Source organism: Phyllobacterium sp. SB3, assembly GCF_040009165.1.
In the GTDB taxonomy this organism is placed as follows: domain Bacteria; phylum Pseudomonadota; class Alphaproteobacteria; order Rhizobiales; family Rhizobiaceae; genus Phyllobacterium.
This window is the reverse complement of record NZ_JBDYKI010000002.1, coordinates 91,610-114,511: the sequence shown is the minus strand read 5'-3', so window position 1 is coordinate 114,511 and position 22,902 is coordinate 91,610. Positions and strand designations below refer to the sequence as shown.

At 53.4% G+C, this 22,902-nt stretch carries 19 protein-coding genes and 1 pseudogene; 11 read left to right on the top strand and 9 right to left on the bottom strand.

Annotation, left to right across the window (positions count from 1 at the left end; all coding sequences use genetic code 11):
- Positions 1-84 precede the first annotated feature (84 nt).
- Positions 85-915: a universal stress protein gene (locus ABKW30_RS07010; protein ID WP_348597828.1), complete on the bottom strand. Its 831-nt coding sequence runs from the start codon at positions 913-915 to the stop codon at positions 85-87.
- Positions 916-1,049: 134 nt separating this feature from the next.
- Here ABKW30_RS07010 and ABKW30_RS07005 point away from each other — a divergent pair, with 134 nt between their 5' ends.
- Both ABKW30_RS07005 and ABKW30_RS07000 read left to right on the top strand, forming a co-directional pair.
- Positions 1,050-1,436, top strand: a complete 387-nt coding sequence (locus ABKW30_RS07005; protein ID WP_348597826.1) for a hypothetical protein — start codon at positions 1,050-1,052, stop codon at positions 1,434-1,436.
- A 45-nt stretch (positions 1,437-1,481) separates the two neighbouring features.
- Positions 1,482-2,303, top strand: coding sequence for a universal stress protein (locus ABKW30_RS07000; RefSeq protein ID WP_348597824.1), 822 nt, complete (start codon positions 1,482-1,484; stop codon positions 2,301-2,303).
- 24 nt (positions 2,304-2,327) lie between these two features.
- On the opposite strand, the gene ABKW30_RS06995 is transcribed toward ABKW30_RS07000, so the two are convergent.
- Entirely contained in the window at positions 2,328-5,006 is a 2,679-nt protein-coding gene (locus ABKW30_RS06995) for a bifunctional acetate--CoA ligase family protein/GNAT family N-acetyltransferase (protein ID WP_348597823.1), read from the bottom strand.
- Between the two features lie 215 nt (positions 5,007-5,221).
- Here ABKW30_RS06995 and mgtA point away from each other — a divergent pair, with 215 nt between their 5' ends.
- From mgtA to ABKW30_RS06960, 7 genes and pseudogenes are all read left to right on the top strand, one after another.
- On the top strand, positions 5,222-7,816 hold the full coding sequence (gene mgtA, locus ABKW30_RS06990; RefSeq protein ID WP_348597821.1) for a magnesium-translocating P-type ATPase: 2,595 nt from the start codon (positions 5,222-5,224) through the stop codon (positions 7,814-7,816).
- Between the two features lie 99 nt (positions 7,817-7,915).
- Positions 7,916-9,433, top strand: coding sequence for a PAS domain S-box protein (locus ABKW30_RS06985; RefSeq protein WP_348597819.1), 1,518 nt, complete (start codon positions 7,916-7,918; stop codon positions 9,431-9,433).
- Complete coding sequence (fixJ, locus tag ABKW30_RS06980) at positions 9,429-10,043, top strand: response regulator FixJ (RefSeq protein WP_348598971.1); 615 nt, start codon at positions 9,429-9,431, stop codon at positions 10,041-10,043. Before ABKW30_RS06985 ends, fixJ begins: the two co-directional genes overlap by 5 nt.
- Positions 10,044-10,599: 556 nt before the next feature.
- Complete coding sequence (locus ABKW30_RS06975) at positions 10,600-11,253, top strand: helix-turn-helix domain-containing protein (RefSeq protein ID WP_348597818.1); 654 nt, start codon at positions 10,600-10,602, stop codon at positions 11,251-11,253.
- Positions 11,254-11,375: 122 nt separating this feature from the next.
- Positions 11,376-11,776 (top strand): annotated as a pseudogene (locus ABKW30_RS06970) (MBL fold metallo-hydrolase); the annotation flags it as partial.
- Positions 11,777-12,025: 249 nt separating this feature from the next.
- Positions 12,026-12,418: a host attachment protein gene (locus ABKW30_RS06965; RefSeq protein WP_348597817.1), complete on the top strand. Its 393-nt coding sequence runs from the start codon at positions 12,026-12,028 to the stop codon at positions 12,416-12,418.
- Positions 12,419-12,937: 519 nt separating this feature from the next.
- The gene (locus tag ABKW30_RS06960; RefSeq protein WP_348597815.1) at positions 12,938-13,705 is read left to right on the top strand and encodes a porin family protein; all 768 of its coding nucleotides are present in this window, start codon (positions 12,938-12,940) and stop codon (positions 13,703-13,705) included.
- A gap of 422 nt (positions 13,706-14,127) precedes the next feature.
- Here ABKW30_RS06960 and ABKW30_RS06955 read toward each other — a convergent pair whose 3' ends face one another.
- From ABKW30_RS06955 to ABKW30_RS06935, 5 genes are all read right to left on the bottom strand, one after another.
- Entirely contained in the window at positions 14,128-14,994 is an 867-nt protein-coding gene (locus ABKW30_RS06955; RefSeq protein ID WP_348597813.1) for a transglutaminase family protein, read from the bottom strand.
- A 28-nt stretch (positions 14,995-15,022) separates the two neighbouring features.
- Positions 15,023-15,493, bottom strand: a complete 471-nt coding sequence (locus ABKW30_RS06950) for a hypothetical protein (RefSeq protein ID WP_348597811.1) — start codon at positions 15,491-15,493, stop codon at positions 15,023-15,025.
- A gap of 296 nt (positions 15,494-15,789) precedes the next feature.
- Positions 15,790-16,791: a YihY/virulence factor BrkB family protein gene (locus ABKW30_RS06945; RefSeq protein ID WP_348597809.1), complete on the bottom strand. Its 1,002-nt coding sequence runs from the start codon at positions 16,789-16,791 to the stop codon at positions 15,790-15,792.
- Positions 16,792-17,160: 369 nt separating this feature from the next.
- Positions 17,161-17,403 (bottom strand): hypothetical protein, encoded by a 243-nt coding sequence (locus tag ABKW30_RS06940; protein WP_348597806.1) that lies wholly within the window; start codon positions 17,401-17,403, stop codon positions 17,161-17,163.
- 313 nt (positions 17,404-17,716) lie between these two features.
- Positions 17,717-18,178: a pyridoxamine 5'-phosphate oxidase family protein gene (locus ABKW30_RS06935; protein WP_348597805.1), complete on the bottom strand. Its 462-nt coding sequence runs from the start codon at positions 18,176-18,178 to the stop codon at positions 17,717-17,719.
- 236 nt (positions 18,179-18,414) lie between these two features.
- On the opposite strand from ABKW30_RS06935, the gene ABKW30_RS06930 reads away from it, so the two are divergent.
- A complete protein-coding gene (locus ABKW30_RS06930) occupies positions 18,415-19,503 on the top strand; it encodes a PHB depolymerase family esterase (RefSeq protein ID WP_348597804.1) in 1,089 nt (362 codons plus the stop codon).
- Positions 19,504-19,588: 85 nt separating this feature from the next.
- Positions 19,589-20,743 carry a zinc-dependent alcohol dehydrogenase gene (locus tag ABKW30_RS06925; protein WP_348597802.1) on the top strand — a complete coding sequence of 385 codons (1,155 nt, stop codon included), beginning with the start codon at positions 19,589-19,591 and terminating at the stop codon, positions 20,741-20,743.
- Between the two features lie 592 nt (positions 20,744-21,335).
- Here the strand turns inward: ABKW30_RS06925 and ABKW30_RS06920 are convergent.
- Together ABKW30_RS06920 and ABKW30_RS06915 are read right to left on the bottom strand one after the other, a co-directional pair.
- Positions 21,336-21,929 (bottom strand): YdeI family protein, encoded by a 594-nt coding sequence (locus tag ABKW30_RS06920; protein WP_348597800.1) that lies wholly within the window; start codon positions 21,927-21,929, stop codon positions 21,336-21,338.
- A gap of 11 nt (positions 21,930-21,940) precedes the next feature.
- Positions 21,941-22,774 (bottom strand): DUF930 domain-containing protein, encoded by an 834-nt coding sequence (locus ABKW30_RS06915; protein ID WP_348597798.1) that lies wholly within the window; start codon positions 22,772-22,774, stop codon positions 21,941-21,943.
- Positions 22,775-22,902: the final 128 nt, after the last annotated feature.

Sequence of the window (22,902 nt, the reverse complement as noted above, 5' to 3'; positions counted from 1 at the left end):
CTTTTTGTTTTGGTGGAAGAGCTGCGCTGAAAATCGCTTGAGGCATGGTCGTCTCGTCACGTTGGTCATTCGTTTATGAGTTGGTCAACGCATCATGAAAATCGGGATCGGCGATGTTTCGATCATAGTCCTGGTTACTCCCCCGAAGAGTCGCTCGCGCAGGCGCGAGTGCCCGTATGCTCCCATGACGATCATGTCGGCAGCGATATCAATCGCACGTTGCTTCAAAATATCCGCCACAGCTGAGCCGGATGTACGCAACCGATCGATCCTTACCTTGATGTCATGTCTGGCAAGGTAGGCAGAGATGTTTGCCCGCGCACCAATGTTCCACGCCTCCATCGGCCCGTCTTCGACTATCACGACGCTGACCTCGACGGCCGCCGCCATGACCTCGATGGCTTCGCGCGCGGCACGCACAGCCTCGACCCGCCCGTCCCAGGCAAGCATAACCTTATGCGGATGCATGGTGGCACACCCGCCTGTCGGCACCACCAAGGTTGGTCTTCCGGAGTGGAACAGAGCCCCGTTTAGTGCAGGCGTTTTCAGTGCAGGCTGATGCAGCAGATCAGGTCCGATCAGCGTGAGGTCCGAAAAGCGGGCGCGTTGCCCGATAATTTCGTCCGCCCCGTCCTTTTCACAATAGTAACTGTCGACGTCGGCCTTGAGGCCAGAGTTCTGGACAAGCGATGTGATCTGCTTTTCGCGCCTTTTCATCGCTACAATATCCGCCTCGCGCTCCAGCAACCAGGTTGTGGAAACGACGACCCCATAGCCGCCCATCGGAGTGGGCGCCAGCGATACGATGAAAACAGCCAAATGCGCGTCCAACTCCTTGCAAAGATGGATCGCATTTAAAATCTCACGGTCACATTGATCTATCCCGATGATGCAAAACACGCTCTTGCACGACATGGCAGCTATCCTTGTTTGAGGAACCATATGTTCCATTTTCAGCCATAGGCCGGAGTATTGCAGGGCTCATTGCGTTGGATCAAAGCGCACCGAAAATCTCTTCGATAGGTTCCAGGCCAGCAGGGAGATTTACGATGGTCAAATTGACAGTACTGAGTTCCAAATTCCGCCACGTACGGCTCGTGCTGGCACGCGACAAAGAGCACCCCGATGGCGATCCACACGAAGGATATGACCTTTTGGTGCCCCTCAACGAAAGCGGGCATCTTGATGCAGTTGAATGGAAAGAGAAGCAGAAACTATGCCGCGTCCGGCGTTTTCGACCCAAGGGTGAGGATTTGATCGGGGTCCTGCGGCGAAAGCCCGGAGGGCAATGGTATTTCGACTACGCGCAAGGCGAGTCCGATGACGAAATTGTCTTCAACCTGAGCGATGAAAGCTTTGTCCAGGGAGAATATCTGTCAGTCCGCAACGGCGGAGCAATGCACCCATACAGAATTACTCTCGTGGACAAGCCGTAGCTGGCCAAATTCTGGTGCAAACCTGAGTTTTTCAAAGGAAATGTCATGTCCTACAGAACGATACTCGCAAACGTTAATATCGATGGCCCCACCGCTCCATTTATGGATTTCTCCATCGATTTGGCGACACGGTTCAACGCCCAACTGATTGGCATTTGTGGGGCTGACATCACCCTTCCGATGACGGCACCTGAAGGCGTTATTATAGACGGCGAAACGATGCATCGTCAGAGAGAGGAAATCGAACAGCGCCAGAAGAAAATGCGGCGAGAATTCGAAAGCTTGGCAGGCACCAATGTCTCTCATGAATGGCGCGACGCAATTGCCAATCCGACACGATTTCTGCTCGATAATTCAAGAGTGGCCGACTTGATCGTGACAGGGTGCGAAGACGACTTCACCTTGGGGCACCCTGATAGCTTTATCAATCTGGGCAATATTTTGCTGCAGGCCGGACGGCCCATCTTGGTCGCGGCAAAAGGCACTCGACGCATATTCACCAATACGGCTGTCATTGCGTGGAAGGATACCCGCGAAGCGCGGCGTGCCGTGGTCGATGCCGTTCCATTACTGTGCCAGGCCAGTGAAGTTATCCTCGTCACCGTCGATCGGAATGCGGACATTTTAACGCAGGAAAGCATGGATGATGTTTGCGTGTTCCTTCGCCGGCACGGGATCACTGCGGGCAGCGAGATCATAAGAGACAATCACGAAAGCGACAGCCTTCTCGGTTTCATCAGACAGGTGGACGCGGAGCTCGTCGTATCGGGTGCATATGGCCATAGCAGGGTCAGGGAACTGATATTCGGAGGCGTCACCCGCTCATTGCTTGCGGAAGGCGATTTCAGCCGATTTCTATCAAGCTGATCGTGAGAAGTAACCCCATGCAGGCTACAGATTGAGTGTGGTCCGCATGACGCTTTGATCCGAGGTGTCGCGCGTTACGGAAAAGCCGAATTCCCGGCACAATCCCAGCATGATTTTGTTTTCGCTCAGGATGCGCCCTTCCAGCTTTCTTATCCCCTCCGCCTTTGCAAAGTTGATCAGTTGAACAAGCAACTGCCAACCGAGGCCCCGTCCCTGCAAGTCGGTCCTGACAAGCACGGCGTATTCCGCGACCTCGCGATCCGGGTTGGAAGACAGCCGTGCTATTCCGGCAAGCTCACCGCTGTCCTTGTCCAGGGCAACGAACGCCATGTCGCGGTCGTAATCAAGCTGCGTGAGCCTTCGCAGGGCATCATCCGGGAAGGTCTGGCGCGGAGACAGGAAGCGCAGTCGCAAATCATGCAGCGAAACTTTCGATAGAAATGGAGGATATAAACTCACATCATCCGGCCGGATAGGTCTCAAATGGTAGCTTGTTTCCGCAAGTGACACTTCCTTCTTCCAGTTCGATGGATACGGCCGGATGGCTAGATCGGGATTTGGCCCGGACCGTTTTAAGGCATCCGGACTGATTTCAATGCGCGCATCAAGCGCAACTATCCCGTCCCCATCTGCGAGAAGTGGGTTGATATCCATAGAAACAAGGCACGGAAAGTCGACGATCATCTGGGAAACAGCGGTCAACGCATCGATTATGCTCTCCCTGTGGGCAGCAGGTCGGTCACGAAATCCGGCCAGCAGACGGCCGATGCGTGTCCCGTCGATCAGATCGCCTGCCAGGACGTCGTCGAGCGGTGGAAGGCTAACGGCAGTGTCGTCGATGAACTCCACGCCCGTCCCGCCGGCTCCGAACAAGACCACCGGGCCGAAAACAGGGTCTTGGCTGGTGCCCAGGATCAATTCCTGGGCCTGTTTACGCATGATCATGGGTTGCACTGCAAAACCGTCGATGTGGGCATCAGGCCTTAATGTGCTGACGCGCGCAGCAATTGCTGCCGCGGATTCGCGCGCTGCCCCTGGCGTTGCAATGTCCAGCACCACACCGCCAACGTCAGATTTGTGGGTGAGCGATCTGGAAACCAACTTCACGACGACTTTGCCGCCTCCGGATAGCAGTTCCTCAGCGTGCCGTTCTACCTCTTCCAGGCTCTCCGCCACGAGGGTCGTGGGAACTGGAATTCCGTATGCCGCAATGGCCACCTTGGCTTCCGGTTCGGTCAGCAAGCGGCGGCCTTCAGACGCCGCCCGGTGAAAAAGCCTGTAAACCGCCTCGCGATCAAAGCGCTTGTCGCCATGCCTACTGTCAGGAACACGCATCAGTGCGCGCTGTGCATGGGACCAATCGGACAGATAGGAGATCGCATTGGCAGCTGCGGCCGGGGTTTCGTAGCTTGCGATCCCGGCATCCAGGAGCACACGGCGACCTTCACGGGCTACCCGTTCACCGAGCCAACAGGCGAAGACGGGTTTATTCCCGATCATCCCCAAGTTCGACAACGAAGCAACGGCGGAGGCGGCTTCAACGGGTGACGCCAGTCCGGTCGGGCAATCGAACACCAAAATAACGTCGACCCCGGGGTCGGCGGCTACTGCCTCAACTGCGGCCCTGAATCTTTCCGGCGGTGCATCGCCAACAATGTCCACCGGATTTGCATGTGACCAGCTTTCCGGCAGGCACCGATTAAGACAGTCCATCGTAATTGCTGAAAGCTTGGCAAGCTCACCCTTGTTGTCCATCAACTGATCCACAGCAAGAACACCTGCGCCTCCACCGTTGGTGACGATGCCCACACGCACGTGCTCCTGGATGGGAAATCTTGCGAGGGTTTCCGTGGCATCAAACAGTTCAGCCAGGCCGCGGACGCGCAACACCCCGGCCCGACGCAACGCAGCGTCGGCCACACGATCGGCACCCGACAGGGCACCTGTATGTGTTGTGGCGGCTCTTGCGGCCTCGCTGTGCCGTCCGGGTTTGACCGCAATGACAGGTTTGAGGCGAGCGGCAGCCCGGGCGGCCGACATGAACTTGCGCGGATGGGAAATCGATTCCAGATACATTATGATCGCCTTCGTTCCGGCATCGCCCGCCAGCAGGTCGAGACAATCGGCAACGTCAACGTCAGCCATGTCGCCAAGAGAGACGATCTGCGAAAAGCCGATCTGATTGTCGGCGGCCCAATCGATTAGCGACGTCGCGATCGCGCCCGATTGGGACAGCAGCGCAATCTTGCCGGGCTTCGCATCCATGTGGGCAAAGCTGGCATTCAGTTTGGCACGGGGCAAAAGCAGCCCAACCGTATTGGGTCCGATGATGCGCAACAGATAGGGTTTGGCGGCATCGAGCATTTTCTGCCGCAAACCGTTGGCGTCGTTGAGGCCAGCGGTAATGACCACGACCGCTCGCGTCCCTTTCTCTCCCAGATCACGGACAAGATCAGGGACCGTCTCCGGCGGCGTGACGATTACGGCCAGATCCGGGACGCCCGGAATATCCTGCACGCTATGAAAACAGACCCGCCCGTCAACTATGTTGTACTTTGGATTGACGAACCAGATTTCGCCTTCGAAGCCTCCGTCCACGATGTTGCGCATTACAATGCGGCCGACCGATCCGGCACTGTCCGACGCTCCGATCAACGCGACGGATTTTGGATGAAAGGCGTCTTCAAGGTTTCGAATGCTCACGCGCGTCTCCCTTATTGCTTGTGCTGAACTATGCATACCATCTCATCGTCAACTTTGATCACGATCAAAGGGCGGTCCTTTTGGCAAACTTGATGCGGATCAATGCCGCCATCCAAGGGAAGACTATCGGTGAAAGCCCATACGATAGAACTGAATACCCTTTGTGATGAGAAAGCCCTGCATCGATGCTGTTCCGATCGACACCAAATTATCAAATGTCCGAGGACACGCGGCTTGGCGATGCATATTGGTCTCGCCCTGCTGATCAGTTGATGAGCGAACTGACAACAACAGCAAAGGGGCTTTCTTCTGTCGATGCCGCTAAAAGACTGGCTGCCGCTGGCCCCAATTCTGTCAATGCAACCTATAGTACGACCGCAATACTTACGCTGGCACGCCAGTTCCGCAGCCCCCTGGTGCTCATCCTGGTCTTCGCCGCGGCCGTGTCTGCCCTTGTCGGTGAAGGACATGAGGCAATCATCATTGCCGCCATCGTTCTTGCCAGTTGCTTGCTGAGCTTTACCCAGGAATATGGTGCATCGAAAGCCTTGCAGGCACTGAAGGAGATTGTTGCCCGCAAGGCGATGGTAATCCGGGATGCATCAGAAATCGAGGTGTTGGCAAATGACATCGTACCGGGAGACATCCTGCACCTTTCGGCGGGAAGCCTCATTCCGGCAGACGGAATCATTCTGAAATCCCGCGATTTCAATGTAAGCGAGGCGGCGCTTACGGGTGAAACATTTCCGGTCGTCAAGTCACCGGGCACATCAAAGGCCGGATCCGGTCTTGCAGCGCGCAGCAACACCGTCTTTACAGGCACATCGGTGCGCAGCGGGACCGCTACGGTCCTTGTGGTCAAAACGGGCAGAGATACCGAATTCGCCAGTATTGCCGCTGTCATCGAACGGCGCATCCCGGAGACCGAGTTCGCAAGAGGCATACGCCGGTTCGGTTACCTCATGAGCGAAATCATGCTGGCGATCGTCATCCTAATCCTGTTCGCAAACCTGCTTCTTCATCGTCCTTTGATCGATTCCCTGCTCTTCTCGCTGGCGTTGGCCGTCGGCCTTACTCCTGAACTTCTACCGGCGATCATCAGCGTGACTTTGGCGCGGGGAGCACGCGCGATGGCCAAGAATGGTGTGGTTGTCAGGCGACTGGATGCGATCGAGAATCTCGGCAGCATGGACGTGCTGTGCACCGACAAGACGGGAACTCTGACAGAGGGCGTTATCCATCTCGATGGCTGCCTTGATCTGGAAGGAACGGCATCGCAGCAGGTCGCACTTTGGGCCAAGCTGAATGCGACCCTGCAAACAGGGCTGAAGAATCCCCTCGACGAAGCTATCGCCCACGTCGAAGGGGCAATGGACTGCCTGGCGCACTATGCCAAAGTCGACGAAATTCCTTACGACTTCATACGAAAGCGTTTGTCGGTGGTCGTCCGGGACTTGAAAACGAACGAGAATTTGATCGTTTGCAAAGGTGCCGTCCAAAATGTTCTGGAGGCCTGCACATCTGTTCTGGGTATAAAGGGCCCCCAACCGATCGACGCCAGCATACGGGCAGACATCGAAACGCGCTTCAAAGCGTGGAGCGGTCATGGCTATCGCGTCCTTGGCCTGGCAATCCGGCGGCTTGATCCGGACCGGGCGTTCGGCAGACAGGACGAAACAGAATTATGTTTTGCGGGCTTTCTGCTTTTCCTCGATCCGCCGAAGTCAGGCATCGCCGAAACGCTTGCCTCGCTGGCTAGACGAGGCATCGGCATAAAGGTTATCACGGGCGACAACCGCTATGTGGCAGCCCACCTCGCTGAATCGATCGGTCTTGCCAGCAAAAACATCGTCACGGGTCAGGAACTGGCGCGAATGACCAAAAATGCTCTATTTGCGGCTGTCGCAAGGACAGACCTCTTCGTTGAGATTGATCCCAATCAGAAGGAACGAATCGTCGAAGCTTTGCGAAGCCGGGGCCACGTCGTCGGATATCTCGGCGACGGCATCAACGATGCGCCTGCCCTGCACGCTGCCGACGTCGGGATTTCCGTCAACAGCGCAGTGGATGTTGCGCGGGAGGCGGCCGACATCATTCTGCTTGAGCGCGATCTTGGTGTACTTGAGCGTGGTGTCGATGATGGCAGGAAGACCTTCGCCAACACTATGAAATACATTTCGATCACCACCAGCGCCAATTTCGGCAACATGGTGAGCATGGCGCTTGCTTCCCTATTTCTGCCATTTCTCCCGTTGCTTGCCAAACAGATACTCCTGAACAATTTCCTGTCGGATTTGCCATCATTGGCGATGTCGACCGATAATGTCGATGACGACCAGACCTTGACGCCAAGACATTGGGATATTGCCTTTGTCCGGCGCTTTATGCTGACCTTTGGCCTTGTCAGCAGTGTTTTTGATTTCATAACATTCGGCTTTCTGATTTTTGTCGCCCATGCGACAGCCCAGACATTCCAAACGGCATGGTTCGTGGAGTCACTGGTTACCGAGCTAGCCATCGTTCTGGTCGTCCGCACCAGAAAGGAGTTCTGGCAAAGTCGTCCGAGCGCCTTGCTTGTCTGGCTGACGGCAGGCACCTTTTTGGTCGCCGTTGCGACACCTGTATTGCCATACGCCGCCTGGTTCGGTTTCGTGCCCTTGCCGCTACCGATAATGGCCGGGCTCCTTGCCATCACCATGATATATCTCATTGCTTCTGAAGCCACGAAACGCTGGTTTTTCTCCGGTATGCACCGCCACCCGAAAACAAAGCACATCGCACGAAGAAGCCTCACACATCACTGTCCATAGAGTATGGTCAGTCCTTCAATTCAAGTTTGCTGTTGAGTTCCACTGGATTTTCCTGCTCTGTAGTCCTCCTTGGGAGCAATATGGGGAAACCGCAGCATAATGCCTGCACGTAGTATATCGGGCCTCCGGGGACGGCTTTTGCATCCCGAGCTCTCCTCCCGTTTTGACGGAGTTCGAGGCTATGTGCTTGCCGCCATTGCCGTGTTTGTTGCTTTGTTGCTGCGGCTGGCAATGCAGGACTTGCTTCAGGATCGTGCAACTTTCATTCTGTTCATTCCCTCCATTCTCGTCGCGTCTCTCGCCGGAGGAATAGGTCCGGGACTGGTCGCTCTTGGCCTCTCCTTGGTCAGCCGATTTTACTTGGGCGGGGGGCAGCTCGATAATCCCCAAAACATGGTCGAATTTGGTATTCTGATTGTCATAGGACTGGTAATCGCCTGGGTAGGGGGCCTGCTTCACAACGCGCAGCGGGTGGCCGATAAGACAGTGAGGGATCTTGACGCTCGCGAAGCCCATCTCAGGTCGATTCTGGACACTGTCCTCGATGCGACAGTGGTCATTGAGAAGGACGGAACTATCACGGCATTCAATGCAGCAGCCGTTCGCCAGTTCGGATATACCGAGACTGAGGTAGTCGGCAAGAATGTCCGCGTGCTCATGCCTGAACCTTACCAACGGGAGCACGACGGTTACATAAGCAGATATTTGACGACTGGTGAAAAGCGGATCATCGGCGTCGACCGGGTCGTCGTTGGTAAACGCAAAGACGGTTCGACGTTTCCGATGAAACTTGCTGTCGGAGAAATCAAAACGGGAGATAAAATTTTCTTCACAGGGTTCATTCGAGACCTTACGGAGCGTCAAGAGTCCGCTGCCCGGCTCGAAGAAATACAAGGGGAGCTCGCACGGTTGGCACGGCTCAACGAGATGGGCGAGATGGCGTCGACACTGGCGCACGAACTAAATCAGCCGCTCTCTGCTATAGCAAATTACGTCCAAGGATGTACGCGTCTGTTGCGCGACATGGATGACGCTCTGGCATCAAGAATGAGGGAAGCTCTTGAGGAAACGTCACGGCAGGCCCTGCGCGCGGGTCAAATCATAAGACATTTGAGGGAATTCGTGACCCGTGGTGAAACCGAAAAGGCACGAGAGGACATCCGCAAGCTGGTTGAGGAAGCCGGTGCGTTGGCACTTGTGGGCTCGCGAGAGCGAGGTGTCAGATCAGTGTTCGAATTTGGTCCCGATGCGAAACTCGTCATGGCCGACGGCGTGCAGATTCAACAGGTTTTGATCAACCTGATGCGCAATGCGATGGAAGCGATGCGTGAGAGCGAGGAACGCGAATTGCTCGTCAAAACGAGTCTGGACGCAACAGGGCGGGTAATTGTCGAGGTTGCCGATACCGGAGCAGGCATCGCCGATGACATCGCGGCGCAGCTGTTCAAGCCCTTTATGACCACAAAGCCCGGCGGCATGGGAGTCGGACTTTCAATCTCCAAACGCATTGTCGAGGCCCATGGCGGCGAGATAACCGCAAGAAAAAACAAAAGCGGGGGCACGACTTTCCGTTTCACGCTCCCAGGCATTGAAGATGAGCACAGAGATGGCGATTAACGATTATACTGTTCACATTGTGGACGATGAAGAGGTAGTCAGAAGGTCTCTGGCGTTTCTGCTGACGATGTCCGGTTTCACAGTCCGCGTGCACCAGTCGGCGACCGGATTTCTCGCGGTGGCACCGAGGATCCGAAATGGTTGTCTGATTACGGATCTTCGTATGCCCGATATGAGTGGTGTGGAATTGTTGCGCAGGCTAAAATCGTCTGATCTGCGCATACCCTCTATTGTGATAACCGGGCACGGAGACGTACCTATGGCTGTGGAAGCTATGAGGGCCGGAGCTTTGGATTTTATCGAAAAACCTTTTGAAGATCATCAGTTGATCGAAGCGATAAGGCGCGCGGCCGCAGAGCTGACAGACATCACGGGTGGTTTGGCGGACGTTTCCAGCGTTCAAGCTCGATTGAATGAGTTGACTGACCGGGAGCGGCAGGTCCTTTCAGGTGTGGTGGAGGGCCTTGCCAACAAGACGATCGCCTATGATCTCAACATCAGTCCCCGCACGGTGGAGGTTCATCGTGCCAATGTCATGACTAAAATGAAAGCGAAGAGCTTGCCGGAACTTGTTCGAATGGCACTCAGCGTGAAACTGGATGCCTATTGATTTCGAATCATTCGATCCGCTGAATTGACGCAGCGCAATGCTTTCCCACAAACCCACCGATAAATCATTTGTTGTGACAACCGACAACTCGGTGACGTTTCGAGGGAATCTCATTGTCCAGGTCGAATCAGGTAATTATTGTTGCTCCAGACTGCGGGTTGCGACGCTCTCTTGAGTTTGTACTCGAGGTTGAAGGCTTCGTGGTCCTCACCTTCGAGGCGTTGCCACCTGCCCTTGCGTCGCCTCGGGTGGCAGAATGCGTATGCGCCATCATCGATGAAGAAGCCCTGTTGTACGAGCCATTGGCGTTAGATTTGGTCCGACGAATAAACACGTCTGTTGTGTTGCTGGTAGATCGCTTGCCTCCAGTTCTACAAGCTGCAGGAATCAGAACCCTCCGCAAACCTGTTCTCGGTAATGCGCTGATAAAGGCAATCAAATCAACTGAAGAACCGGCGAGTTAAAATCTACGTAGAAACGCGTAGGTACATAACCGAATTTTATCTCCTGATAATCTCAGCGAATGTCATCCCATCAAATCCTAGGGAAAACAGTCATGCTGGCCTCCACAACAATACAAATGTCGCCACAGCCTGGATCAGATAACGATGCATCCGTCGCCCCATTACCTTTGGCCCTCGCTCCCACGCATCAAAGCTCGTATTATACACCTGGTGCGGAGATCTACGCCCAGGGCGAAAAGGCAGGAACCCTTTATCAAGTCGAGTTTGGTGCCGTCCGCATATATCGATTGCTCGCAGACGGGCGCAGGCAAATCAGTGCATTTCATCTGTCAGGCGAAATCTTCGGGCTCGAAGCCAACGAGAACCATCATTTCTTTGCAGACGCCATAACCGGCACAAATCTGCGTGTGTTTCCGCGCTGGAAGCCCGGCGACATCTTGCAGGAATTATTCTCATTGACCTTGCGCAGTCTGACACGGGCCCAGGAGCATTTGCTTGTTCTCGGCCGTCAGACCGCAGCCGAGCGGGTGGCGGCATTCCTGCTCGATTTGGCCGAGCGTCAGGGCGGGCTGGAACAAGTGGAAATGCCGATGTCGCGTACGGATATCGGCGATTACCTCGGCCTGACGATCGAAACTGTTTCACGGGTATTTTCCAGATTGAAGGACAAGGGAATTATCGCTCTTCCAACCCTGCGCAGCGTTGAAATCAAAAAGTGGAACGCGCTTCGGGCGATGAGCGAGTGAGCGGGTTGAAGCGCATAAGAAACCAGTAAACGATCACTGTATCACCGTGTTCAATGCACTTGGAGCCCGTCAGGTTGACAGTTTGCGTAATTGGTTCATCTCCCCAGCACAGGTAACCCCGTATGCATTACCCCCGACTACACTTTCGCGGCGCGGCCCATGGCGTCGCCGGTTCCTGTTTTGAAATTGAACTGGAGGATGTCCGCATCCTCGTTGATTGCGGAATGTTTCAGGGTTCGAAATCCGAGCGAGCATTGAACTATGAGCCGTTTCCTTTTGACCCTTCGGCAATCAATGCCGTTGTTCTCACTCACGCACACATCGACCATAGCGGCCTTCTGCCCAAACTCGTCAAACACGGGTTTAGCGGTCCCATATTCGCGACGTTGGCGACCGTGGATCTATGTTCGGTTATGTTGCCTGACTGCGTTCATATTCAGGAAACGGAAGTCGAACAATTGAACCGGCGCAATGTCCGCAGGGCAAGCAGACTGTTCTGCCGATTTATACGCCGGAAGATGCGGCTGCCTGCATGCCCCTTTTTCGACCCCGCGAGTACCTTCATTGGTCCGGCAATCGCATGCGGGCGTACTTTGAAGCAGGGTGTCAGGCGCTAAATCGAGCAGATTGCGATAAAATGCAGAGGTTTCAATCCCTGCTGCATCGAATATCCCGCCGGAGCGTTAGACTATCGAGGGCTGGCAATTCTGCCACGGTCCCTGGTTTGCCCGTTGGCACGACTTGCCAGGGTATGACATGGAGAAAGTAAAGAATGCAGATACCAAAGGGTGCGACGGTTGCGGTTGCGGATGGCGAGAAATTCAATCTGTTCCAGAATATCAGTGACGACAACGATCCTCTTCCTGACGCCGATGTTGATACCGAAAGCAATAACGCCAGCAGTGGACGAAAAAGCAGTTCGGCAAATCCTGATCAAGGGCAAGCTGATGAGGATAACTTCGTTGGCGGAATCGCCGAAATTTTAAACAGACGCGTATTGAAGGGTAAAATCACTGACCTTGTAATAATTGCGGCTCCCAAGGCCTTGGGAGAGTTGCGCAAGCACTACCATAAGGAGCTGGAAACGATTTTGATCGGCGAGATTGCAAAGGATTTGACAGGACATTCCATACAGGACATCGAGAAGTCCATTGCAGCCGCCTGAAGAACTACGAAAACGACTGGAGTTAGAGCTCCAGTCGTTGCTCTGAACAGAAATGTCCCGCTAAGTCCGGGGGGCATGTTTTTAAGCGGACCGTCAAACAACTGTTGAGTGAGCCACAACGATGGGTACCTGGCATCTCGTGAAGGCACCGAGATGCCGTTGTGCTCGCTTTCAAGCGGTGAGGGTTGGGATTGAAATGATCTGGTGCGCCTCGCGGTGTGTACTGGTTTCCTATTTCAGAGCGGCAAGCCTTTGCAGAAACACAATGAGGCGTGGAACCGTTGTCTATGACAATGCGTTGACACATTGGCGACACCTGATTGAATCGGGCAGGCGAAAGTAAATTTTAAAATAAAACACTTAAGCATGTGGCTGTTTGGCAACTTTTATTTTCTCAATCGACCACTCCGGTTACAAATACCAGATTAATCCGTAATGGTTCGAAAAGTGTTGTACGTAACAAGCGAAATATAATCTCCTCCACACACACGGCCCGACTTGGGTGATAGGAATTTTCTCATGAATTATGCTTCACGTTATATACTGGCAGGCGTTCTGGCACTTCCGTTTATTGGAAGTGCTTTGGCTGCCGACGCAGTTGATATGGTGCCCGTGGAAGAAGTGGTGATTGATAATGGATCGGGTTTCTATATCGGTTCACTGAGTGCAGCCACTTTCTCTGATGACACCGAATTCGGTGTTGCCGGTGGTCTGGTGAACGTAAACAGCGAATATGACGTTGGGTACTACAGCGCATTGCGCGCTGGCTATAATTTCGGTCGAATGGGTTTTGTATCACCACGCCTTGAACTGGAAGTGGGATACGGTACAGCGTCCATTGACGAGCACAGCGCAGACGGGGTGGATTTTGACTCCATCGATTCATATGGCGATGCGCGGACCATCCAGGGCTTTGTCAACGGTTATATTGATATCCCCCTCTCCGCACCCGGCGATAACGGGTTCCTCAGTGCGGTCACTCCGTATATTGGCGGTGGTGTGGGTGTGATGAACCTTGAATTAAGTAGACAGGGTGTAGGCGGCGTTGGAACGCTGATCGATGACGACGATACAAAGTTTGCTTATCATGTCGATGCGGGCCTCGGCTTCAATCTTCAAAAAATCGGTGTGTTTTCCGGGAGCAGCCTGTTCGAAAATACCACTCTTGATATCGGGTATCGCTACACTGCAGCCGACGATTTTGACTTCACTGCGCGTGACGGTACGAAATCAAGCACGGACTTTAGCAGCAACGCAGTGACAATTGGTTTTCGCAAGCAGTTTTAGGCGGATAAATAAATCAGCTGATCAGCCCGCCCCGGCATCGCGAGAAGCCGGGGCTGTTTGTTCGACTACACCGCCAGACGCAAAGTCATGATGTGCAATGTTATCAACAAAACGGCCAGACAATCATTTTAATCAACGGCGCCACCAAGTGATGCAAACATTGTCCGTTGGCGAAGTTTACTGCTTGCTCCGCTTTTGGGGGAGGACAACCGCAACGCCACCTTGTCTGGCACCGGCTTGCATGTGGGGGCCGGCAGTTTTGGCCAGTTGATCGCACCAGCAATCCCTTAATGTCGGTGGCTTGTTCTTCGGGCTATCATCAGTTCGTCAAACCTGACAGGCACTGTTCTCCAGGATGTCGTTTGCCCCGAACCGGGGATTGTAGTTGGGTGGGATGGTACTAGCTTCTTCGAAGAAATATTCTATTCCTCACCAGCATTTGATGCAGTTTCTGCGGTAGAAATCGCATCAATTGTTCGCAATGTTGAACTAACTGCAGGTTCTGTCGGATCAATTACTATTCGAATGGGACCTGGAACAATATCTCCGAATTGGGACGCGAAAGCGATTTCTGCTGCATCGCGCCCGACCCCGATCCGAACCAATCCGTCGAGATTAGCTTGGCGCGTAGCGTCAAACAGCCACCATCGCCCATCCAGGTAGGCCTCGAATACCGCATGAAAATCGCGCGGTTCAAGACCGTGTGCATAACAGCTGACAAAACGGGCCGGAATTCCAAGCGCCCGGCAAAATGCAATTCCCAAATGTGCAAAATCACGACATACCCCCGCTCTCAGGAGCAAGCTTTCATCGGCCGTTGTCTGCTGGTTTGACGATCCAGGTTGGTACTCGATCTTTTCGTGCAGCCAGTTACAGATTGCCGTGATCCTATCGTGACCTTTCTGCATATGCCCAAACTCCTTGTTGGCAAATGCTGCAAGCCTGTCCGATGGGACAAAACGTGAGGGCAGCAGAAAAGGCATTATATCGAGGGGTATATCGACGATCGGGGTTTCAGATATTTGGCTTGGATCGGCTCTGTATACGTCCAGCATCACTTCGGCCTCATAGTGCAGGTGCAACGGGCCTCCTTGGCAGCAGATGCTGACATATTGGTTCTTTACATCAGGAGAGACATAGATGCGGCGGACATGGTCTGGAGTAATAGTCAGCTGCTCTGTCAAATCGCGATGACTTTGCAGTTTTGCGACCTCAAGATTGAAAATGAAGACAGTTGGACTGATCACTTCATATGAGAGTTCACAGCCGAGTTTGTACTTTACAGCCATATGCAGTCCCTTTTCAAATAAGACGCCGTCATTCGGAATTGGCAACTTTCCTGAGATCTGACAGATCAACGTCTCCGTTTTGAGAGGTAAATCGCAATGAACGCGCTGTGCTTTGCTGCTGAGAGACACCTTGGATCCGGTGATCTTCGGTGTCGTAGAGGGTTAGGCTTGATCCGTCCTTGATGGCGAGTCTGCGGCTTTCCGGAAAAAAAGCGTAATGAAGATCATTTTGTGATCCTGTCGACGAAGCCTGCCCCAATCCGTCTGGCCAGGCCTGCGCTGATGACGAACGAGAGCGATCTCCGCTCCGGCGGTTATGTGACTTCTGTCCTAGGGGAGCATGCCAATCATCCTCCTTTGACACCAATTGAGCGACATCCGCGCACAGAGCTGCAACTTTCTTCTTCAGGTCTGCGTTGAACATGTCACCAATCATAAGCATGCCTCCGCTGGACCACTGCCCCAACCCACCAAGTTCGGGATGATTGAATTGAGCCATACTGCCTCTGCCCGAAGTTATGGCCTGGAGCAAGTGTTCTACCGTCGATTGGCTCATACCGTATCGGTTTGCGATGCTCATCAGGGCAACTGACCGTTCTTCGCTCGCAGCATTCATAGTCTTTCATCCAATCTTTTGTAACTTCAGATCAACCAGGCTCTACCACGCCCTCCACCAGCAACCATGTCGGGCAAGGTTGGTTCCGGGCCCCGCAAACACCTGAGCGAAATACTACAATCAGTATCGTAACCAGAGGATCGCTTCTGAACGGTACAAGCCCTGGTGATGGAGCCCCGTCAATATTTCTCGTTGGAAGCTTTACCCAAGGTGTCGGCAACAACAGCTCCCCGATATCCCATTGGCAGGGGTTCGCCAGTGGTCGTGTCGACCGCAGTTTGATGTTCAAGCTCGGCATTCAATTCTGCTCCAAGTATGAGGATGATGACTGAAATCCAAATCCATACCATCAGTCCTGCTACTGCACCCAAAGCTCCGTAGGTTGCATTGTAGTCGGCAAAATTAGCGAGATAAAACGTAAAACTGGCAGCTGTAGCCATCCATACGAACGTAGAGAGTATCGCTCCGAAAGAAAGCCAGCGCCATTTTGCCTGCTCTCGATCAGGACCAAATCGATAAATTAAAGAAATAGCTCCAATCACAATCAAGCCTGTCAGCGGCCAACGTGCCAAACTGACAAGTACGGTGTTCCAGCTGCCCAGGCCTGCGACCAGCATCAAACGAGGGATGAGTCCGAGGGACCCAAGCAGTATCACGCCAAACAACATGCCTCCGAAAGTGAAAACGAACGAAATCAAGTTAAGTTTTATGAAGCTGCGCGTTTCGTGTTCGCCGTAGGCCACGTTCAAGGCTTCGAAGATTCCCTTGACACCATTGTTGGCACTCCACAGGGCGACCATCAGACCGATAAAAAATCCGAAGCTAAGTACTTTAATATCTTGACCGGCAAGAGCATCAAGCTGTGACTTGATCAACTCGACGGAATCGTTCGGCAGAATGCCTGCAAGCAATGAAGTATTGCCGGCTACTGTAGTACGGTCCGCGAGAAAACCATAGATCGAGACGAATGCAGTCAACGCAGGAAAAAGAGCCAGCAGAAGATAAAACGTCGAGCCTGCTGCGATAAGCATAATGCGGTCTTCCCACAAGGCAGCGTACACCCTCCAGAAAACATCAAGCCATCCAATGGCCGGGACCTCTGACGGAGCCCGCGCATTGCGTCCTCTTCCCGGTTGGCCCGCGCGTTTATGCGAAATACTCTTTACGGTCTTCATTGACATTGCTCGTTCCAAGAGATCGTGGTTTGGAGATAAGGTCCAGGCTCAGCATGATACGTCGAGCTCAAGCCTTCTTTTCATTGATCTTGAACGCTCCATTTTCGGCGGCGCGCGAAGAAGATTTTCGACCAAGTATGTGAGCGCTCGGCGTACTTTTTCCGGGCCCCATCCCGGCTGGATAGCTTCAAACGTGCGATGTGAACTGCGGCTCCTTCTTGAAATGCGAACTCTACATGTCCCCATTGAGGTCGTGCTCTTCGGTGACTGAGGTCCCCGCAGGGGCAATATCGAAACTTCTTGCCTTTCCGTTCAACCATGTCCCAAGACATACAGACCACGTGGAAATGATGGATGGACCACACCCTGAGTGCGCTAATCGCAAGTGTCGGCTCCGGCCAGGCGTGCTCGCTCAGTCACCAATGCATCAATTGCCTGACGGACTTCTTTTAGCCCCCAGCCAGCTATTTGCGCCTCATCCGCGATCGCCAGCATCTCTTTCGTCGAGACTTCTTCAAGAAAACGGTCCCGGAGTGCTTCCATGCAATGCGCGTGTCGCTCCACGGAGCTCTCATATTCGACTTCCGTCAACGGACCGACGATTGCAGCTCTCATCATGGCAAAGAACTCCATTTAGAATAATTTAATGCCGAGCAAACTTTTGGCTTCTGCGATTAATCTTGCGACCACTCGTTAATGTCAGATTAGCACTCGAAAAGGTCCCTCTCGCCGTTTTCGATGAGATGTCACCTGCCAACGCTTGCCTGCAGGCCTGCTCTGCCAATGCCCGCTTATAGCCTTTGCTGCAAGGCCACAGGCTATGAAGAAATCGGACGGCTCCCGTGACTGAATCAATCTTGTGGACTTCACCGGCATTCTTAGCTCCGCAAGCGAGCGCAAATCTGTCTGACATTCCTTCTCCTGATGGCGTCTAGATATTTGTTTCGCGATTAGCACCCATGTCGGGTCGGCCTTCGGATGCGGCTGCAAACAGCATTTTAGCAGCAGCCACCAGCGAATGAGGTCCATCCCAAAACTCTGCTGAATTGGGTACGACGGTAATCAAACGAATATCGGGATCGTCAGGACTGTCCCACCAAGCCTTGGCAAAGGGCGACCACAAATCCTTTATTTTCACTCTATCGTCCGAGACGGTTGCTTCGCCTTCAATAAACAGGAATTCATTACCCGAATGGTTGGCGTAGGAAAGTTGCACACCAGCATCTTTGTCGATATCCGCGACTTTCTCGCTCCCCGCATCTGTGAGGAAATAGATTGCTCCCTCCTCCTTGCGCGGCATGGACGACATCGGCATTTGTTTTTGGCCCGTCAGAAGAAAGCAGGTTTTTATACTTTCGGCTATTTCCCATGCCTTGGCCGGATCTGATGTCATGACATTCCTCCAGTGTACTGGAAGATAACATTCAAATGCGCACATCGTTCCACGGGATTATCCAACTGCAAACAAGCCGGCTCCAGGAGTTAAAACGGGATCCCCGGGATGACCACGACCCCAACCAAGGATAACGCTCAGTTGAGTTCGAATAATTGTGCATCGCAGCAACTATTTCGCATCTGCAGCATTACTGCAGGAGCAGTGTAATCAATTTGCCGCTGAAGAGGTGCACAATGAGAACGATTTCCGATACGATCAAGCGGCTTAACAAGCACCGGATCGCGTTATCGACCGGCAATTCCAACAAGAATGGCCGGTTGGTCCAACTCACCGATTTTGGAACCAATCCGGGGCAGTTGCACGCCTGGTCATACATGCCCGACACACTGGCAACCAATGCTCCACTGGTTGTTGTACTACATGGATGCACCCAATCGGCCAGTGACTACGATATAGGGTCGGGTTGGTCAAAGCTCGCCGAGGAATATGGCTTCGCACTTCTTTATCCGGAGCAACAGCGAACAAACAATCCCAACCTCTGTTTTAACTGGTTTTCAAAGAACGATACCAGGCGTGAAGATGGCGAGGTATTTTCCATCGCCCAGATGATCGAAATTCTTGTGAAGAGACATTCGCTCAACAGAAAGCGTATCTATGTCACCGGCCTTTCCGCCGGCGGAGCAATGGCCGCAGCAATGCTCGCCGCATATCCCGAGATTTTCAATTCCGGCGCTATCGTTGCAGGAATTGCCTACGGAACAGCATCGACCATTCCTCAGGCATTCGACCGGATGCGGGGGCATGGCCTGGAGGACGGTGCCTCACTTGCCACTTATGTCACGCAGGCAACCAGCCACCAAGGACCATGGCCGAAAGTGTCTGTGTGGCATGGCAGTATCGACACGACGGTGGATCCAGTCAACATGGAGGCGATTATCGGGCAATGGGGCAGTCTGCATGGGTTGGACAGGCCGGCTCTAAAATCTACACTCGACGGGCATCAGGTCAGAAAGTGGCAGAATACAGCAGGTGAAACAGTGCTGGAAGCATACACCATTGCCGGTATGGGGCATGGCACTCCCATCAAGAGTGATGGTGAAAACGCTCTGGGTTCTGCCCGGCCCTTTATGCTGGACGTCGGCATTTCATCGACTTGGCAAATCGCCAGTTCATGGCATCTGCTGGATCAGCGCAAAATATCCCGCTCCGCGAAAGATGCCCTTGATCGAGAAACTGCGGCAGCGAAGAGCACAGGCAAAAACCTTGAAGCCATCAGGCAGGGAATTGAAAGTGCTTTGAAGTCAGCGGGGCTTATGCGCTGATCGGGTCAGCGCGGATAATAAAAGAGGAACCTTTGAGATCAGTTTCCGTTGGCCTCGGGATAACAATTACTCAAAGGGAACCCACATGCGCGCACTTTGCTGGCACGGAAAAGAAGATATTCGCTGCGAAACCGTCCCCGATCCAAAAATTCTCGATCCCCACGACGCCATTATCAAAGTAACAAGCTGTGCGATCTGCGGGTCTGACCTGCACCTGATGGGTGGTTTTGTGTCGGGCATGGAGTCTGGCGGCGTCCTTGGTCATGAGACCATGGGTGAAGTCGTTGAAGTGGGTTCAGAAAACAAGAAACTGAAGGTCGGTGATCGTATCGTGGTGCCCTTCACCATAGGTTGCGGACAATGCCGGATGTGCACGTCAGGACTCTGGTCTCTTTGTGAACGCTCGAATCCCGCAGGCAAGAAACAAGCCAAACAAATCGGCTACCCTACCGCAGGCCTGTTTGGATATTCGCATATGTATGGCGGATTTCCTGGTGGCCAAGCCGAATATCTTCGCGTGCCCTATGCCGATGTCGGCCCTATAAAAGTGCCGGATGGACTGGACGACGAGCAGGTTCTGTTTCTCTCCGATATCTTTCCGACAGGATACCAGGCTGCCGAGAACTGCAACATTCAACGGGGCGATACAGTTGCCGTGTTCGGTTGTGGACCTGTTGGATTGTTTGCCATCAAGTCTGCATTCCTTCTGGGTGCCCAGCGCGTCATAGCAATTGACACAATTCCGGAGCGGTTGGCGCTTGCGCGACAGGCCGGGGCGGAAACACTTGATTATACCGATGACGATTTGCAGGAGCAGATCGTCACTATAACCAATGGACAAGGCCCGGATTCAGTTATCGAGGCTGTAGGACTCGAAAGCCATGGCTCAGGGGGCATCGTGGAGTCGCTCGAGACGAAATTTACGGCCATGGAGCGGCCGTATGCGCTTGAACAGGCGATCATGGCCTGCAGACCCGGTGGGACCGTTTCCTTACCCGGAGTCTTCATCAATGCGGTAACCGTACCCATGGGAGCGTTTGTAGGCAAAGGGTTGACCATGAAGACAGGGCAGACCCATGTGCAACGTTACCTCGAACCCCTGATGAAGCTCATTGTCGATGGCGAGATCGATCCATCGTTCCTGATCACACATCGGATTGGGCTGGAGGAAGGTCCCGATGCTTACAAAACCTTTCGGGATAAGAAAGATGGCTGCGTTAAGGTTGTTATCCGGCCGTGATTTCACAGATCCACTATGAGGGACATTGTTATATGAGGCGTGGAGCACTTACAAATCGAGAACGGGAAGAACATGTTCGTCGCGCGCTTCATACGGGCAAGCTGGACACAGCGTTGCAAGGACGAAGATAGATATAAACCGTCTGTAGGAATGGTATTTCGAGAACGCCGCGACGCCGCTCAATACTTTCACATCCAGATCATGGTCCAAATAGCGGGTCTACATGCTGGAGTTGTGGCTGCATTCGCGCATGATCGTTTTCAGGTGCCCCTTCATCCAAATTTCTCTGTGGTAAGTCAGTCCGTTCGGGATATGGGCGCTCGATCGGTCTGGCAATGTGGCAATGATCAATCCGATATGGTTCCCAAACCGCCAGCCCGGATTTTCACGCGGCCATGTGGCGCGGTCAAATCGAGAGCCTGCGCATCGCAGAGAGTCATCGCGATCAAGCCACCAGATGAGTAAGTGGGCTATTGAAAATTTCAGGGAGCGTGATGCCAACAACTGAGCTTGGATAAAACCCGGCAGGATAGGCTGAGATTCAAACCTGCTCACGAAGGCTTCAGGCTTTTGCTGCGATTTCTCCAGACGGCTAGTCATCCAGACCCTTTCCGTCGAGAATTTTCGGCATTGATTTTTCAATTCTCGCTTCACGGGTTTTGGATTGCCTGGCAGACGAAAAATGTAGAAGGTATCCCCTCTGCCGTCCCGGTGTCAGCGCTTCAAAAGCTGTTTTCAAGTCAGGCGTACTATCCAGTCTGGCTTGAAATTCGTGCGGAACTGCAAACTCTCCGGTCTTTTTGAAAACGACTTTCAGGCCCGCTTTCTGTATCTCAATGGCTTCCTGAATATAGGCCTTGATGATGGCTTTCATCGCGGCTATTTCGGACAGACCGGTGAAGCGTATCTGGCGCGCGGACTGCACATTTTTCGTTTGTTGGATCAGCACGCCGTCCGTATCTTTCAATAAAGCGCCCTGAATAAACAGCAGCGCGCAATATTGCCTGAACCCATGGATGAGGACGATATTGCTGCCCCCAAAAGTATAGCAGGGAACGCCCCATTTAAGCTCTTCAGCCAGATCACATTCAAGTGCGATTGATCTCAGTTTCCCGAATTCCTCTTTCCACTGTGTTGACCTGTTCAAAAAGGCATCCACTTTTGGATTGGTAATGCTCTTTGCCATCCCTCATCTCCCTAGTCGATCAACAGACCGCGACCACCCCATTCACTTCTTGGAACGGAACCACCAACCGCAAAGCTGAACGAGACAACTCTGCTTCTGCTGTTGTCAACAGTGCATTTGAAGTTGATATTGTACCAATCTCCCCTGCTGCGAAAAGCTCCCCCGCTGGCATTTAAACCGTAATCCGAAATCCCCTCGCCCGACCGACTGTACGGGACAATCAAATCAGGAAAAGAGCCGGGCCTTTGACGGCGCACCTGCTCAAGCGCCTCGATTGTGCAAAGTTGCTTGATGCGATCTCTGGCCGTCATTTTACGGGCTGACTGCCTGACCCGAAAGCTTGAAAGAGATTCCTCCGAGAAAAGTTGCCTGGCTGGAGCAAGACTGCTCAGCTTCTCTGATGCCCTGGGTTTTGCAGACTCGGCGGCTTTCTCCGGTTCGGGTTGTGGTTTTTCTTCGGGTGCCGGGATCGTGCTATCAGGCGATACAGGTTTTTTGGCGTCTATGGGCTTGTGCGGTTCTGTTGCTTCTTCAGGTTCCGGCTTCGATTCGGCATTATCCGGTTCGGGTGTTGCCTCAGGGCTTGTAACCGGAGGTAACTCTTTTTCGGCAGTCTTCTGCTCGACCTTGGCTGTGGCAGCAGAAAAAGCTGGACTGCCACCTGCGGGTGGAGGCGCTGGTTTCGGTTGGGAGGCTTTTGCAGGTTCAGGTGCCGGAAGTGGTGGTACCAGTTTGACCTCGATGTTCTCTGGCGGCGCTGGTGTTGCCTCGAATGACAGTCCGGTCCACAACAGCAATCCTATGGAAAGATGCAGCACCGCCGAAGCCAATACTCCTGGATTCAATCTCTTCCACGGTTTCGTCGCATAATCGAGCATGGCTGAAAGATAGGCGATCCCGCGGACAAAACCCAGATGTGCGGATAGATTTCACCCAAACTGGACGTTGCAGGGCCGGAAATACGCAGGGACAG